This is a genomic window from Pseudomonas sp. P1_F1_2, assembly GCF_056405815.1.
On sequence record NZ_JBFUBK010000060.1, the window covers coordinates 42,981 to 56,405 of the forward strand.

Genomic DNA, 13,425 nt, shown 5'->3' on the forward strand with positions numbered 1-13,425 from the left:
CATACTGATCGTTCCCACGCTCTGCGTGGGAACGATCTTCATCACTGAAGCCCCCCACTCCCACAAGGGGATTGTGATCAGTGCAGGGAGATTTGTTGGCCGAGTCCTTCTTTGAGGATGTCGAACAACGCCTGCGCCGCCGCCGACAGTTCTACCCCTGGCTTGGTCAGCACGCCAATCGCCCGTTCCACCACCGGATCACGCAAGGTAATGCAGTGTGCGCCCAGCTCTTGCATCTGCCCGGCGCACAACGCCGGTACCGCGCTTACGCCCAGGCCGCTGGCGACCATCCGCCCGACGGTCGCCAACTGATGACTTTCAAACTCCACCGGCAATTTCATGCCCCGCGCCTGCAAATGTTCTTCCAGCATCACCCGCACCGTAGAGGGTCGCTGCAAGGTGATGAACGGCTCCTTGAGCAGCGTTTGCCAGTCGATGGCATCGAGCTCGACCAGCGGCGAGTCCTTGGGCACGATGGCCACGAAGCGGTCCATGTACAACGGCGTGAACGCCAACGACGAGCTCTGCGTCGGCTCAAACGCCACGCCCAGCTCCACTTGGCGGTCGCGGACCATTTCCAGCACCTGCTCGTTGATCACGTCATTGACCGTGACGTTGACCTTGGGATACCGCGCACGGAACGTCTTGAGAATCGGCGGCAGCAGGTTGCCGGCAAACGACGGCATGGCAGCCAGCGTCACGCGGCCACGCTGCAGGGTAAAGCGCTGGCGCAGCTCATCCTCGGCGTTGTCCCAGTCAGCAATCAACCGGCGAGCCAGTGGCACCAGCGACTCGCCCTCGGCGGTCAGCGCCACGTTGCGCGTGTTGCGGGTGAACAGGCGCCCGCCCAGCCCGTCTTCCAGCGCCTTGATCGTCAGGCTCAACGCCGATTGCGACAGGTGCAAGCGCTCGCACGCCACGGCAAAACTCAGACTCTGGGCCACAGCCAGGAAGGCGCGGATCTGCTTGACTGTCATGACCGGTGGCTCCAACGTATTACGGGCGATTGATTAGTGAGTTTTATCTATCAATCAACCTTAAAAATCAACTTAACAAATGAATGCAGTGACGCGACACTTCATCGCATACGGCTAGCCAGCCGCCCACAAAGAATAAAAGAGGTGCATATGGCAGGTTTCGACAAGCGCGTGAGTTCCTACGAGGAAGCCATGGCCGGTCTTGAAGACGGCATGACCGTGATCGCTGGCGGCTTCGGCCTGTGCGGGATCCCGGAAAACCTGATCAACGAGATCAAGCGCAAAGGCACTCGCGACCTCACGGTGGTTTCCAACAACTGCGGCGTGGACGGTTTCGGCCTCGGCGTGCTGCTGGAAGACCGGCAGATCAGCAAAGTTGTGGCCTCGTACGTGGGCGAGAACAAGATGTTCGAAGAGCAGCTGCTCAGCGGCGCCATCGAAGTGGTCCTGACCCCGCAAGGCACCCTCGCCGAAAAAATGCGCGCTGGCGGCGCCGGCATCCCGGCCTTCTTCACCGCCACTGGCGTCGGCACTCCGGTCGCTGATGGCAAGGAAGTGCGCGAATTCCATGGCCGCCAGTACCTGATGGAAGAATCCATCACCGGCGACTTCGCCATCGTCAAAGGCTGGAAAGCCGACCATTTCGGTAACGTGATCTATCGCCACACCGCCCAGAACTTCAACCCGCTGGCCGCCACCGCCGGCAAGATCACCGTGGTTGAAGTCGAAGAAATCGTTGAACCCGGCGAGCTGGACCCGGCGCAGATCCACACCCCAGGCATCTACGTCGACCGGGTCATTTGCGGCACGTTCGAGAAGCGCATCGAACAGCGCACCGTGCGTAAGTGATCCCCTGCCCCCGGACCGAATGAAGGAATAACAACAATGGCACTTTCCCGCGAACAAATGGCTCAACGCGTCGCCCGCGAAATGCAGGACGGCTTTTACGTGAACCTGGGCATCGGCATCCCGACCCTGGTTGCCAACTACATCCCCGAAGGCATGGAAGTCATGCTGCAGTCGGAAAACGGCTTGCTCGGCATGGGTCCTTTTCCTACTGAAGAAACCATCGATGCCGACATGATCAACGCCGGCAAACAAACCGTGACCGCACGTACCGGCGCTTCGATCTTTTCGTCGGCCGAGTCCTTCGCAATGATCCGCGGTGGCCATGTCGACCTGACCGTGCTGGGCGCCTTTGAAGTAGACGTACAAGGCAACATTGCCTCGTGGATGATCCCGGGCAAGCTGGTCAAGGGCATGGGCGGCGCCATGGACCTGGTCGCCGGCGCAGACAACATCATCGTCATCATGACCCACGCGTCCAAGGATGGTGAGTCCAAGCTGCTGGACCATTGCAGCCTGCCGCTGACCGGCGCCGGTTGCATCAAGCGCGTGCTGACTGACCTGGCGTATCTGGAAATCGAAAACGGCGCGTTCATTCTCAAAGAACGTGCGCCGGGCGTCAGCGTCGAGGAGATCGTTGCCAAGACGGCGGGTAAACTGATTGTTCCCGATCACGTCCCGGAAATGCAGTTCGCTGCCCAGTGAGGAATCCTTCCATGCAAGACGTCGTAATTGTTGCCGCCACCCGCACTGCCATCGGCAGCTTCCAGGGTTCCCTGGCTGGCGTATCCGCGGTTGACCTCGGTGCGGCGGTGATCCGTCAGTTGCTGGCGCAAACCGGCCTAAACCCGGCGGAAGTCGATGAAGTGATCATGGGCCAGGTCCTGACCGCCGGTGCCGGGCAAAACCCTGCGCGCCAGTCCGCGATCAAGGCCGGCCTGCCGTTCACCGTACCGGCCATGACCCTGAACAAGGTCTGCGGCTCGGGCCTCAAGGCCTTGCACCTGGCGACCCAGGCGATTCGCTGCGGCGATGCCGAGGTGATCATTGCCGGCGGCCAGGAAAACATGAGCCTGTCCAACTACGTGATGCCGGGCGCTCGCACTGGCTTGCGCATGGGTCACGCGCAAATCGTCGACACCATGATCAGCGACGGCTTGTGGGATGCGTTCAACGATTACCACATGGGCATCACTGCTGAAAACCTGGCTGAAAAGTACAACCTGACCCGCGAGCAGCAGGACGCTTTTGCCGCCGCCTCCCAGCAAAAAGCCACGGCAGCCATTGAAGCCGGGCGTTTTGCCGATGAGATCACGCCGATCCTGATTCCTCAGCGCAAGGGCGACCCACTGTCCTTCGCCACCGACGAGCAGCCACGCGCCGGTACCACCGCTGAAGCGCTGGGCAAGCTGAAAGCAGCGTTCAAAAAGGACGGTTCGGTGACGGCTGGCAACGCTTCGTCGCTGAACGACGGTGCTGCTGCCGTGATCCTGATGAGCGCCGACAAAGCCAAGGCCCTTGGCCTGCCGGTGCTGGCGAAAATCGCCGCTTATGCCAACGCTGGCGTAGACCCGTCGATCATGGGCATCGGCCCGGTGTCCGCCACCCGTCGTTGCCTGAGCAAGGCCGGCTGGTCCATCGACCAACTGGACCTGATCGAAGCCAACGAAGCGTTCGCCGCACAATCGCTGGCGGTGGCCAAGGAACTGGAATGGGACTTGAACAAAGTCAACGTCAATGGCGGCGCCATCGCGCTGGGTCACCCGATCGGTGCATCGGGCTGCCGCGTGCTGGTGACCTTGCTGCATGAAATGATCAAGCGTGACGCCAAGAAAGGCCTCGCCACCTTGTGCATCGGCGGTGGTCAGGGCGTGGCCTTGGCAATCGAACGGGCCTAAAGCGTTCAACAGACTGCGCGGGGACCCACGAAGATCCGTCGCAGTCTGGTAACACCCCCGGTGCGATTCACCTCGCACCGGGTTCTACCGCATACCTTGTAGCAGCTGGCACATAACCTTGTGTAGCAGCTGGCGAAGCCTGCGTCCGGCTGCGAAGCAGTCGTAAAGTCAGGCAATGCGGTGCATCAGGAAGACCGAGTGCTCGGGTTTTAAGACTGCTTCGCAGCCGGACGCAGGCTACGCCAGCTGCTACAGATCGTGCGCTCAGTCAAACTTCACCAGGTTCAGTGCTGGCAACGGCCCGCCTGGAAACTGCACCAGCCGCGCACCGATGCTCAACGCCCCGAGATCGATGCCGAAGAATCCCAACCGATCGATCAGCGCCGCCACCCGGGCTTTGGCCTCGACATCATCCCCCGACATGAACAGCACTCTGCGACCACCCTCCGCGCCTGGGTCGCTTTCAAGCAACCGCGCCTGAAGGTGATTGAACGCCTTCACCACCCGCGCCCCCGGTACCCATTCGGCAAACACTTCGCTGGACATGCGTCCGTGCAAGTCCACAGCCTTGAACGATGGCGCCTCAATCGAGTTGTTGGCATCGATCACGATCCGCCCGCCGAAATCCGACAGCCCCGCCAACGCCGCTGGCAATTTCGACCAGTTCACCGCCACCAGTACGATGGGTTGGGCGGCGGCTTCTTCACGGGTGCCGGCACGCGCCGTCGGCCCCAGCTCTGCCACCAGTGACGCGAGGGTTTGCGGCCCGCGACTGTTGGCGATAACTACTTCAATGCCTTTGCGCGACAGGGCTCTGGCAAATGCTGCGCCGATGGCCCCAGCGCCAATGATTCCGATAGTGCTCATGGTGTATTCCTCTCAAGTGATTAACGGTGGGATGAATACTGCCCTTGCCATTAGCGCGTGATTAGCCGGTAATGCCTTGAATCATCTTCAAGCATTGCTATCAGGCAACCGACATGGAAACCCTTGCCAACCTCGAGTGCTTTGCCCGCAGCGCCGAAACCGGCAGTTTTTCGGCAGCCGCGCGATTGCTGGCCCTGACACCGGCAGCCGTCAGCCGCAACGTGGCGATGCTTGAACGCAACCTCGGTGTGCGGCTGTTCCAACGCTCGACCCGCAAGCTCTCACTGACCGAGGCCGGCGAGCGTTTTCTGGCGAGCATCGGCGGCAATCTTGAGGCGTTGCAGGCGGCAATCAGCGCGGTAAACAGTGATCGGGGTGAGCCCGCCGGGGTGCTTAAAGTCAGCCTCGCACCGACCTTTGGCATCGGTCATATCTTGCCGCTGTTGCCAGCATTCCTTGAGCAATACCCATTGATCCGACCGGAATGGCACTTCGAAAACCGCCCCGTGGATCTGATTGCCGAAGGCTATGACGCGGCCATCGGTGGCGGCTTCGAATTGACGCCCGGTGTGGTGTCGCGGACGTTGGCGTCGGCGCACGTGGTGGCGGTTGCTTCCCCGGCCTATCTGGCCGTGCACCCGGAGCCCGCGCATCCGGCGGACTTGTCCAGGCACAGCGGCATCGTGATGCGCGGCAGCCGCACCGGGCGGATTCGTCATTGGGTGATGCAGGACGGTGCGGGCCGTGAAGCGTCGGCGGATCTGAGTGAAAACATCGTGCTCAATGACCCGGCGGCCATGCGCGAAGCCGCGATACTCGGTCTGGGTGTGACGCTGCTGGTGTTGCCGGACGTGATCGCCAACCTCCAGCGCGGCGAACTGGTGCGCTTGCTGCCCCACTGGCACGCGGACGCGGGGCCGATTTCGCTGTATTACCCGAGCCGAACGCTGATGCCGGCCAAGACCCGAGTGTTTATTGATTTTGTGGTAGGCGCATTCCAGAAATAATCCACGCTGATCATTCCCACGCTCTGCGTGGGAATGCAGCCCGGGACGCTCCGCGTCCCATCCAGAGCCGAACGCGGAGCGTCCGTTGAGGTATTCCCACGCAGAGCGTGGGAACGATCAGCGTCAGGCCAGAAACTGGAAGATCAACCAGCTATTCGCCCCACTGATCACCGCAAACAGCCCCCACACCAACACCCGCGTCGGCCACCGATTCACAAACGGCCCCATCAATTTGTGATCACTGGTCATGCGAATCAGCGGGTACAACGCAAATGGCAATTGCAAACTCAACACCACCTGGCTCAACACCAGCAGCTTGCCGATCGCATCATCCCCCATCAGCCAGACCCCGATGAACGCCGGGATCAACGCCAGCCCACGGGTGATCAAGCGTCGTTGCCAGCACGGAATCCGCAGGTTCAGAAAGCCTTCCATGATCACCTGCCCGGCGATGGTCCCGGTAAAGGTCGAACTCTGCCCCGATGCCAGCAACGCCACGCCGAACAGTACACTGGCCATCGCCCCGCCGACCAACGGGTCCAGCAGGTGATAGGCATCCTGAATGTCCACGACATCGGTATGCCCGGTCTTGTGGAATGCGGCCGCCGCGAGAATCAGGATCGCCGCGTTGACCAGCAACGCCAACGCCAGCGAGCCGATGGTGTCGATGCGCGCCAGTTTCACCGCATCCTGCTTGCTGGCCAGGTCCTTGCCAATCAACCGGGTTTGTACGATGGATGTGTGCAAATACAGGTTATGCGGCATCACCGTGGCCCCGAGAATACCGATCGCCAAATACAGCGGCGCGGCCTCGCTGATGGCGGACAGTGACGGTGTGAACCCTCGGGCGACTTCCGGCCAGTAGGGTTTGATCAGCAACAGTTCGACAAAAAAACACACGCCGATGGTGCTCACCAGCACCAGCATGATCGCTTCCAGTCGACGGAAACCACGGTTTTGCAGGGCCAGCACCAGCAGCGTGTCGAACGCGGTCAGTGCGATGCCAAACGTCAGCGAACACCCCAGCAACAGATGGAACGCCAGCGCGCAGCCGAGCACTTCAGCGAGGTCGGTGGCGATGATAGAGATTTCCGCCAACACCCATTGAGTTCGCGCAGTACGGGTGCTGTAGCGCTCACGGGACAACTGCGCCAGGTCGCGCCCGGTGGCAATGCCCAGCCGCGAACACAAACACTGCACCGCCATCCCGGCCAGGCTCGCCAGCAGCACCACAAACAACAGGCTGTAACCAAACCGCGAACCGGCTTCGATGGCGGTCGCCCAATTGCCGGGGTCCATGTAACCGATGGACACCAGCAAGCCTGGGCCGGCAAAGCGCAACACACGTTTGAAGAATGACGCACGAGGGTCGACCGGGACGGAGCCCGCCACCTCTGGCGGGCAAAACGGCGCAGTAGCGGTTTTCGGCAAACTGAATTTCACACGATGATCCATCAACAGGTGGTAAGGCGCGGGGTCGCGCGCAGATCATCGCAAACTTTACGGGACAACGCCCAGCAACTGCTGGCGCAACTCGGGATTGCTCGTGTGCGGGTCGAACCAGATCGCGAAAAACGCCCGGGCGAATTGCGGGTCGTTCACTTCACGCAACAATTGCTGACCGACAAAAAAACGCGCGCCCTGCCCTGGCAGATAGACGCCGGTCAATCGCGTGCCGGGCTGCACATCGATGAACGACTGCTGCATCAGTGCCTGCCACGCCGCCAACTGCTCGGCACTGACCGTATCGCCGCAGACTCGCTTGATTTCCTTGACGGTCGCTTGCACCAACTGCTCGCGGGAGATCGAGCGCTGGTAAATCAGCTCAAGGGCAAACGGCTTATCACTGGAGAACGGTCGCTCCACGCTCCAGAGCCGCGCACTGTAGACGTCAAAACCGTACTTGCGAAACTCGCCGCTGCCAATGAGCTGCGCACCGGGTAACGCCTCCTGCCAATTAGCCAGCGCCTGGCAACCGAGCAGTGCCAGCAGCCAAAGACCATGGCGCAGTGATGATTGTTGGCGGTTCATGCTGAGCTCGCCCCCCTCGAGGAATGCCTTGATAAAACGTATGTGTAAAAGCGGGTTTCGTACAATTTTCGGTGCTCTTATTTTTGTATACAAAATCACCCTATCCGTAGCGCAATCTACTGCATGCAATGTTACCGTTGCCACCTCACCCTGATCGGAGATGTGCGCGTGTTGATCCTCAAACTGCTGGTGATCCCGGGATTTCTGCTGCTGATTTCACTGGCCGGTAAACGCTGGGGGCCAAGCGTGGCCGGTTGGCTGTCGGGATTGCCGGTGGTGGTCGGGCCCATTCTGCTGTTCCTCGCCCTCGAACAAGGTGAAGCGTTCGCCGCGCAATCGGCCACGGCGGCGTTGTCGGCGATGTTCGCGATGATTGCCTTCTGCGTGACCTATGCCCAGGTCGCCCAACGGACCGGATGGCCGTTGGCGTTGACGGTTTCACTGTCAGTCTGGATGGGGGTGGCGATGGTACTGGCGCTGATCCCTGCGTCCCTGCTGTTCTCCGTGTGCGCCGCCGCGACCGCGCTGCTCGCCGCACCGTACCTGTTCCCGACCGTGAAGCCCTTGACCAGCGGCCCGGCACCCAAGTCCGACAAACTGATCCTGCGGATGATTGCCGGCGCCCTGCTCACCTTGATCGTCACCTTCCTGGCCAGCACCGTCGGTGACCGCTGGAGCGGCCTGCTCGCGGTTTTCCCGGTATTGGGCAGCGTGATGGCGGTGTTTTCCCAGCAAACCCGAGGCCCGGCGTTCACAGCGGCGTTGCTGCGAGCGACGGCCACGGGCATGTATTCGTTCGCGGCGTTTTGCCTGGTGTTGTCGTTGGCGTTGCCGCACATGGGGCTCAACGCTTTTGTGCTGGGCGTTGCCGTGTCGGTCGCCATGCTGGCCGTGACCAAACGCTTGCTGGCGCGGCCGGTCGGCGCGACGTCGGGCGCTGGACGAACAGCGATCAAGGACTAAGCTCCAACGAGTCATCGGGCAAGGATGTTGCCCGCCCCTATGCGCTGAAGGAACAGACATGACTCAGTCTCGCGTGCGCAATGCCGGACCGGCGACGGCCGTCGGCGTGATTGCGATCTTCCTCTGGTCTTGTCTTGCGCTGCTGACCACCCTGACCGAAGGCATTCCACCCTTTGAACTGCTGACCCTGAGTTTCGGCGTCGCGTTTGCCGCGAGCCTGATCATTCTGGGGCGCCGCGGGGTGGCCGGTTTCAATAGCTGGCGCCAACCCTGGGCGGTATGGGCCTCTGGCTTCGTCGGGATTTTCGTTTATCACGCGCTGTATTTTTTTGCGCTCAAGGTCGCACCGGCGGCCGAAGCCAGCCTGATCAACTACCTGTGGCCGCTGTTGCTGGTGCTGCTGTCGGCGTTCGCCGCCGGAGAAAAGCTGCACAAGCGCCAAGTGCTCGGCGCCTTGCTGGGCCTGGCGGGCACGGCGTTCATCATGCAGCAACGCGCGACGCACACCGCTGGCGCAATGCCCTTGGCCGGGTATCTGGCGGCGTTCGGTTGTGCGTTGATCTGGGCTGGATACTCGGTGTTCAACCGCCGCTTCAGTGAAGTCCCGAGCAGCATTATCGGCGGCATCTGTGGCATGTCCGCGGCTGCGGGGCTGGTTTGTCACCTGGCCTTCGAAACCACCGTGAGGCCCGACTCGGCGCAATGGGTCGCCATTATTGTCCTCGGCCTGGGACCGGCAGGCCTGGCGTTTTTTGCCTGGGACCACGCCACCAAACACGGCCACCTGGCGACGCTGGGGGCCTTGTCCTATCTGGCGCCATTGATGTCGACCCTGCTGCTGATCGTCGTTGGCCATGGTTATGCCGGGCCGACCCTGATCATTCCGGCGCTGCTGATTATTGCCGGGGCGGTGATTGCCACGTGGCAAGCCACCGACAAAAGCCCTGCAACACGTTCGATCACTTCGCACGAGTAGAGCAACAACCTCGCACGTCAATCGAACAGGTTTCCCGCAACATCAACCTCAGTTCACCCCCCATCACTGACTGAGGCCTACACCATGAAATTCTTTTTCCACCCTTCGCCTAACCCGATGAAAGTGGCCCTGCTGCTCGAAGAGTTGCAAACGCCTTATGAATTGATCGGCGTCGACACCTTCAAAGGCGAACAACACCTGCCAGCCTTTTTGGCGATCAACCCGAACGCCAAGGTGCCCGCACTGGTTGACGGCGACGCCACTGTATTCGACTCCCAGGCGATCCTGTTGCACCTGGCGCAAAAACATCAACGCTTCCTGCCGACCACCGCGGCCGGCAATGCCGAACTGCTGTCGTGGCTGATGTTCATCGCGACCGGCCTGTCGCCATTCTCGGGGCAAGCCGTGCACTTCCTGCACCACGCCCCCGAAGACCTGCCTTATGCCAAGAACCGCTACTTGAAAGAAGTCGAGCGTCACTACCGCGTACTCGACCAGCGTCTGGCCGATCATCAATACCTGGCCGGCGACACTTACAGCATCGCCGACATGGCGCTCTGGGGTTGGGCCAATTACGCACCGTACATCCTTGGCGAGAACGGCCTGGCGGCATACCCGAACGTCAAGCGCCTGTTCGATGAAATCAGTGCCCGCCCGGCCGCGCAGCGAGCCCACGGCCTGAAAGAAAAACTGGTATTGAAGGCTGAGTTCGACGAAGAAACCCGTCGCAACCTGTTCCCGCAGAACCAGGCTTAATCCACCAATTACGGCATTCGAGGGTGATGAAATGAGTGATCACGTCGCGTTTATCGTTTACCTGCCGGCCAAACCCGAACGGTTCACCGAAACCAAAGAGCGGCTGCTGGACGTGGTGCACCAGATGTCCGCCGAGCCAGACTTCGTCAACACCTGGGTCCACCAGTTGCAGGACGAACCGAACACCCTGGTGCTCTACGAAACCTGGAACTGCAGCAAGGAAGACTTCATCGCGCGTCACCTGAGCAAACCGTATCGCCAGGAATACGAAAAGCTATTGCCGGACTTGTTGGCCAAGGAGCGTCGGATCGAGTTTCTGGAAGTGATCCGCAGCTATCCGTCGCGCCGCGAGGTGTAAACCGACACCGCGCTGGAATGCTTTACAACGTCCATGGGATGATCGCCGTCAAAGCGCGATCATCCCTGGAGTTTTTGCATGTCACTGTTGAGTAAAAAAACCGCTGTCCTGTTGCTGACCGCGGTTGCCAGTCTGGGCGCGTTGCATGCACAGGCGGCCAAGGCCCCTGCCAGCAATAACGAGCCGGCTCAGAAAGTCTCGATGCTGGGCGGCAAGTTCACCTTCACCCTGCCCAAAGGCTTTACCGCCAACACCCTGCCGTCCAGCCCGACCGGCGCGAGCGGCACCATGTACACCAACGAAACCACCAAAACCGTGGTGATCACCGCTGAAAACAACCTGCCGAAAGACGTCAGCGTCACCGACAACGACGGTGCGTTTCTCGACGGTACGGTCGCCGATTTCGACGCATCACAACGCAACGCCCTGCCGGACTTCAACAAGCTCAGCGAAAAAAGCCTGACGCAAAGAGGTACCGGGCTGGGGCTTCGCCAGGTTGACAGCACGGCCACACAGGGCGGTGGCATGACCCTCAACACCACACTGATGGCCGCGTCCGGCAACCGCATGGCCGTGGTTCAGGTCATTTCCCGTCCGGGCGACATGGCCGCGCATGAGACGTTGATCAAACAGATCGTCAGCAAGTAAGCGTCAAGGGTTGAGGCGCTGCAACCAGGCGTTCAAATCCTCGATCTCGGTTGCACTGATGGTGTGGCCGAGCCCTTCGTAGGCATGAAACTCGGGCTTGAGTGAGAGTTTCTGCAACAGGCTCTCGGCGTCAGTGCCATCCTTGTACGGCAGGATGTCATCCTCAGTGCCATGAGTAATGAAAATGGCCAGTTTCTGGAGTTTTTCATCGGGTTTCAGTTCGGATTCGAGCACCGGCAAAATCCGTCCGCTCAACGCCGCAATCCCGCCGACTGCTTCGGGATGACGCAACCCCACCTCGTAAGACATGATCGCGCCCTGGCTAAAACCCACCAGGTACACCTTCTGCGGTTCGGTGTGATATTTTTTTGCGGCGCGTGCGATGAAATCCAGCAGGATCTGGCCGGCGGTTTTCAAGTCGTCGGTATGGCCGTTATAAGCGCCCTCGCCCTTCTGGCGAAACCACTGGTAACTGCCCTCTTCCAACGTCATTGGCGCACGCACCGACAGGTAAGTGTAGGTGGCAGGCAGATCATCCTTGATGCCGAACAGGTCCTGCTCGTTACTGCCGTAACCGTGGATGAAAATCACCAGTGGCTGATGGCTTGAATCCGCGGTGGTCTGTTCCTGGTAGTTGAGCGGCAGATCGGTTTGCAGCGTGGTTTGTGCATGGACCGTGGCGGATGCCAGCAGCGCCAACAGGGCGAGAAATTTCAACATAAGCCTACCTCCAGAGGGTGCAGGGTTTCCGGGGTAAGCGTAGCACTGCGGCCACCTGATAGATCAGGTGTTGCTGATGGCCCCATCGCGGGCAAGCCCGGCTCCCACAGATGTCTTTGTTGCAACACAAAGGTGTGTACAACACCCATCCTCGGTAGGAGCCGAGCTTGCTCGCGATGAGGCCCTCAAGAACAACGAAAGACTTCAGTCGTTGATCAGTTTCCCAACCCGAATCGGTTCCCGTCCCGCCACTTTCGCCTGCCACGTGCCCGGCTGGGTATAGCGCCCGCGATCAATCGCAAACAACACACCGCTGGTTCCGGCATGCACCGTCGTGACCTTGTCTTGCAGTGGATCAACCACTTCAAACAGGGCATCGCCCTGCGCCACCCACTCACCGGCCTCGCGCAGGAAACTGACCACCCCGTGATGCGGCGCAAACAGGTATTGGGTGCCCTCGAACGGCATGCCTTCACAGCACTCGTCCGGTGCTGCCGGCCATTCGCCTTTGATGAAGCCCTGCTCGGCGAGGAAACCCAAGATGGCCTCGCAATTGGCTTGAGCCTGATCGACGCGGGTGTCGCCCATGCTGCCCAGCTCCAGCGTGGTCGCCAGATTGGCCGGTGGAATCGCCGCCTCAGGAAACGCTCGCGCCAGGCGCAACCACGGCGACGAACACGATTCATCGAACGAGCTGCCGCCGGAATCTTCACACAACAATGCCACGCCGGCCTTCAACCGTGCCGCCAGGGATTGCCACTGCGGCCAGTGCTGCGGCAACGCATAAATATGAATCGCCGCATCGAAATCGCAATGCAGATCGAGGGTGATGTCGGCATCGCACGCATGGCGCAATAGCAAGCGATGCATGGCTTCCAGCTGCGAGGCGGGTGCTGGCAAACCGTCGAGCACCTGGCCCATGGCCTGGCGGATCAGCGCGATGTTGGCCTGCGCATCGTTGCCCAACCGGTCGCCGATCAGCTCAGCCACGGGTGCGCCGAGTTCCACGAACGAACGGTTGAAATTTTTACCGCTGCCCAGTTCAAAACGGCCCATATGGCTGCCTTGCAGGTGCTGGTCCAGACCAATCGGATTGGCCACCGGCACCAGTTCGATCACGCCCTGCAACTGCCCCTGGGTTTCGAGTTCGGCCAGGCGCTTTTTCAGCTCCCATGCCGTACGCATGCCTGGCAGTTCATCCGCATGCAGGCTGGCCTGGATGTAGACCTTGCGCGTGCCCGCGCCGTAACGAAACACGCTGAGGGTACGTTCGGTGCCCAGGTGGCTCCAGGGCAGTGAATGGTCAATGCGTTGCATGGTGAACTCCTGATGCCTGAACGGTGAGATCCCCTGTGGGAGCGAGCTTGCTCGCGATAGC

Annotated in this window: 15 protein-coding genes; 9 read left to right on the top strand and 6 right to left on the bottom strand. The window is 60.7% G+C overall.

The window, feature by feature from the left end; translation table 11 throughout:
- Positions 1-77 precede the first annotated feature (77 nt).
- Positions 78-977, bottom strand: coding sequence for a LysR family transcriptional regulator (locus AC1D2P_RS18450; protein WP_223524555.1), 900 nt, complete (start codon positions 975-977; stop codon positions 78-80).
- A 150-nt stretch (positions 978-1,127) separates the two neighbouring features.
- Between AC1D2P_RS18450 and AC1D2P_RS18455 the strand changes: the two genes are divergently transcribed.
- Genes AC1D2P_RS18455 through AC1D2P_RS18465 form a run of 3 tightly spaced genes read left to right on the top strand, consistent with a single transcriptional unit; the run spans position 1,128 to position 3,721 of the window.
- The gene (locus tag AC1D2P_RS18455) at positions 1,128-1,826 is read left to right on the top strand and encodes a CoA transferase subunit A (RefSeq protein ID WP_046027771.1); all 699 of its coding nucleotides are present in this window, start codon (positions 1,128-1,130) and stop codon (positions 1,824-1,826) included.
- A 36-nt stretch (positions 1,827-1,862) separates the two neighbouring features.
- Positions 1,863-2,528 (top strand): CoA transferase subunit B, encoded by a 666-nt coding sequence (locus AC1D2P_RS18460; RefSeq protein WP_046027772.1) that lies wholly within the window; start codon positions 1,863-1,865, stop codon positions 2,526-2,528.
- Between the two features lie 11 nt (positions 2,529-2,539).
- Complete coding sequence (locus AC1D2P_RS18465; protein WP_477757464.1) at positions 2,540-3,721, top strand: acetyl-CoA C-acetyltransferase; 1,182 nt, start codon at positions 2,540-2,542, stop codon at positions 3,719-3,721.
- Between the two features lie 264 nt (positions 3,722-3,985).
- Here AC1D2P_RS18465 and AC1D2P_RS18470 read toward each other — a convergent pair whose 3' ends face one another.
- Positions 3,986-4,588 carry an NADPH-dependent F420 reductase gene (locus AC1D2P_RS18470; protein ID WP_477757463.1) on the bottom strand — a complete coding sequence of 201 codons (603 nt, stop codon included), beginning with the start codon at positions 4,586-4,588 and terminating at the stop codon, positions 3,986-3,988.
- Positions 4,589-4,701: 113 nt separating this feature from the next.
- Here AC1D2P_RS18470 and AC1D2P_RS18475 point away from each other — a divergent pair, with 113 nt between their 5' ends.
- Positions 4,702-5,595 carry a LysR family transcriptional regulator gene (locus AC1D2P_RS18475; RefSeq protein WP_046027777.1) on the top strand — a complete coding sequence of 298 codons (894 nt, stop codon included), beginning with the start codon at positions 4,702-4,704 and terminating at the stop codon, positions 5,593-5,595.
- Positions 5,596-5,718: 123 nt separating this feature from the next.
- Here the strand turns inward: AC1D2P_RS18475 and AC1D2P_RS18480 are convergent, their stop codons facing one another.
- Positions 5,719-7,038, bottom strand: a complete 1,320-nt coding sequence (locus AC1D2P_RS18480; RefSeq protein ID WP_046027778.1) for an Nramp family divalent metal transporter — start codon at positions 7,036-7,038, stop codon at positions 5,719-5,721.
- A gap of 57 nt (positions 7,039-7,095) precedes the next feature.
- On the bottom strand, positions 7,096-7,626 hold the full coding sequence (locus AC1D2P_RS18485) for a chalcone isomerase family protein (protein WP_223524552.1): 531 nt from the start codon (positions 7,624-7,626) through the stop codon (positions 7,096-7,098).
- 168 nt (positions 7,627-7,794) lie between these two features.
- Between AC1D2P_RS18485 and AC1D2P_RS18490 the strand changes: the two genes are divergently transcribed.
- The 5 genes from AC1D2P_RS18490 to AC1D2P_RS18510 all read left to right on the top strand — a co-directional run bounded on the left by AC1D2P_RS18490 (position 7,795) and on the right by AC1D2P_RS18510 (position 11,327).
- Entirely contained in the window at positions 7,795-8,589 is a 795-nt protein-coding gene (locus AC1D2P_RS18490) for a hypothetical protein (protein WP_046027782.1), read from the top strand.
- A gap of 58 nt (positions 8,590-8,647) precedes the next feature.
- Complete coding sequence (gene yddG / locus AC1D2P_RS18495; RefSeq protein ID WP_223524549.1) at positions 8,648-9,565, top strand: aromatic amino acid exporter YddG; 918 nt, start codon at positions 8,648-8,650, stop codon at positions 9,563-9,565.
- A gap of 84 nt (positions 9,566-9,649) precedes the next feature.
- On the top strand, positions 9,650-10,321 hold the full coding sequence (locus AC1D2P_RS18500; RefSeq protein WP_460163753.1) for a glutathione S-transferase family protein: 672 nt from the start codon (positions 9,650-9,652) through the stop codon (positions 10,319-10,321).
- 31 nt (positions 10,322-10,352) lie between these two features.
- Positions 10,353-10,679: a putative quinol monooxygenase gene (locus AC1D2P_RS18505; protein WP_477757462.1), complete on the top strand. Its 327-nt coding sequence runs from the start codon at positions 10,353-10,355 to the stop codon at positions 10,677-10,679.
- 78 nt (positions 10,680-10,757) lie between these two features.
- Complete coding sequence (locus AC1D2P_RS18510; RefSeq protein ID WP_109784555.1) at positions 10,758-11,327, top strand: DcrB/PsbP domain-containing protein; 570 nt, start codon at positions 10,758-10,760, stop codon at positions 11,325-11,327.
- 3 nt (positions 11,328-11,330) lie between these two features.
- Here AC1D2P_RS18510 and AC1D2P_RS18515 read toward each other — a convergent pair whose 3' ends face one another.
- The gene (locus tag AC1D2P_RS18515; RefSeq protein ID WP_477757461.1) at positions 11,331-12,047 is read right to left on the bottom strand and encodes an alpha/beta hydrolase; all 717 of its coding nucleotides are present in this window, start codon (positions 12,045-12,047) and stop codon (positions 11,331-11,333) included.
- A gap of 204 nt (positions 12,048-12,251) precedes the next feature.
- Positions 12,252-13,364 (bottom strand): succinylglutamate desuccinylase/aspartoacylase family protein, encoded by a 1,113-nt coding sequence (locus AC1D2P_RS18520; protein ID WP_477757460.1) that lies wholly within the window; start codon positions 13,362-13,364, stop codon positions 12,252-12,254.
- Positions 13,365-13,425: the final 61 nt, after the last annotated feature.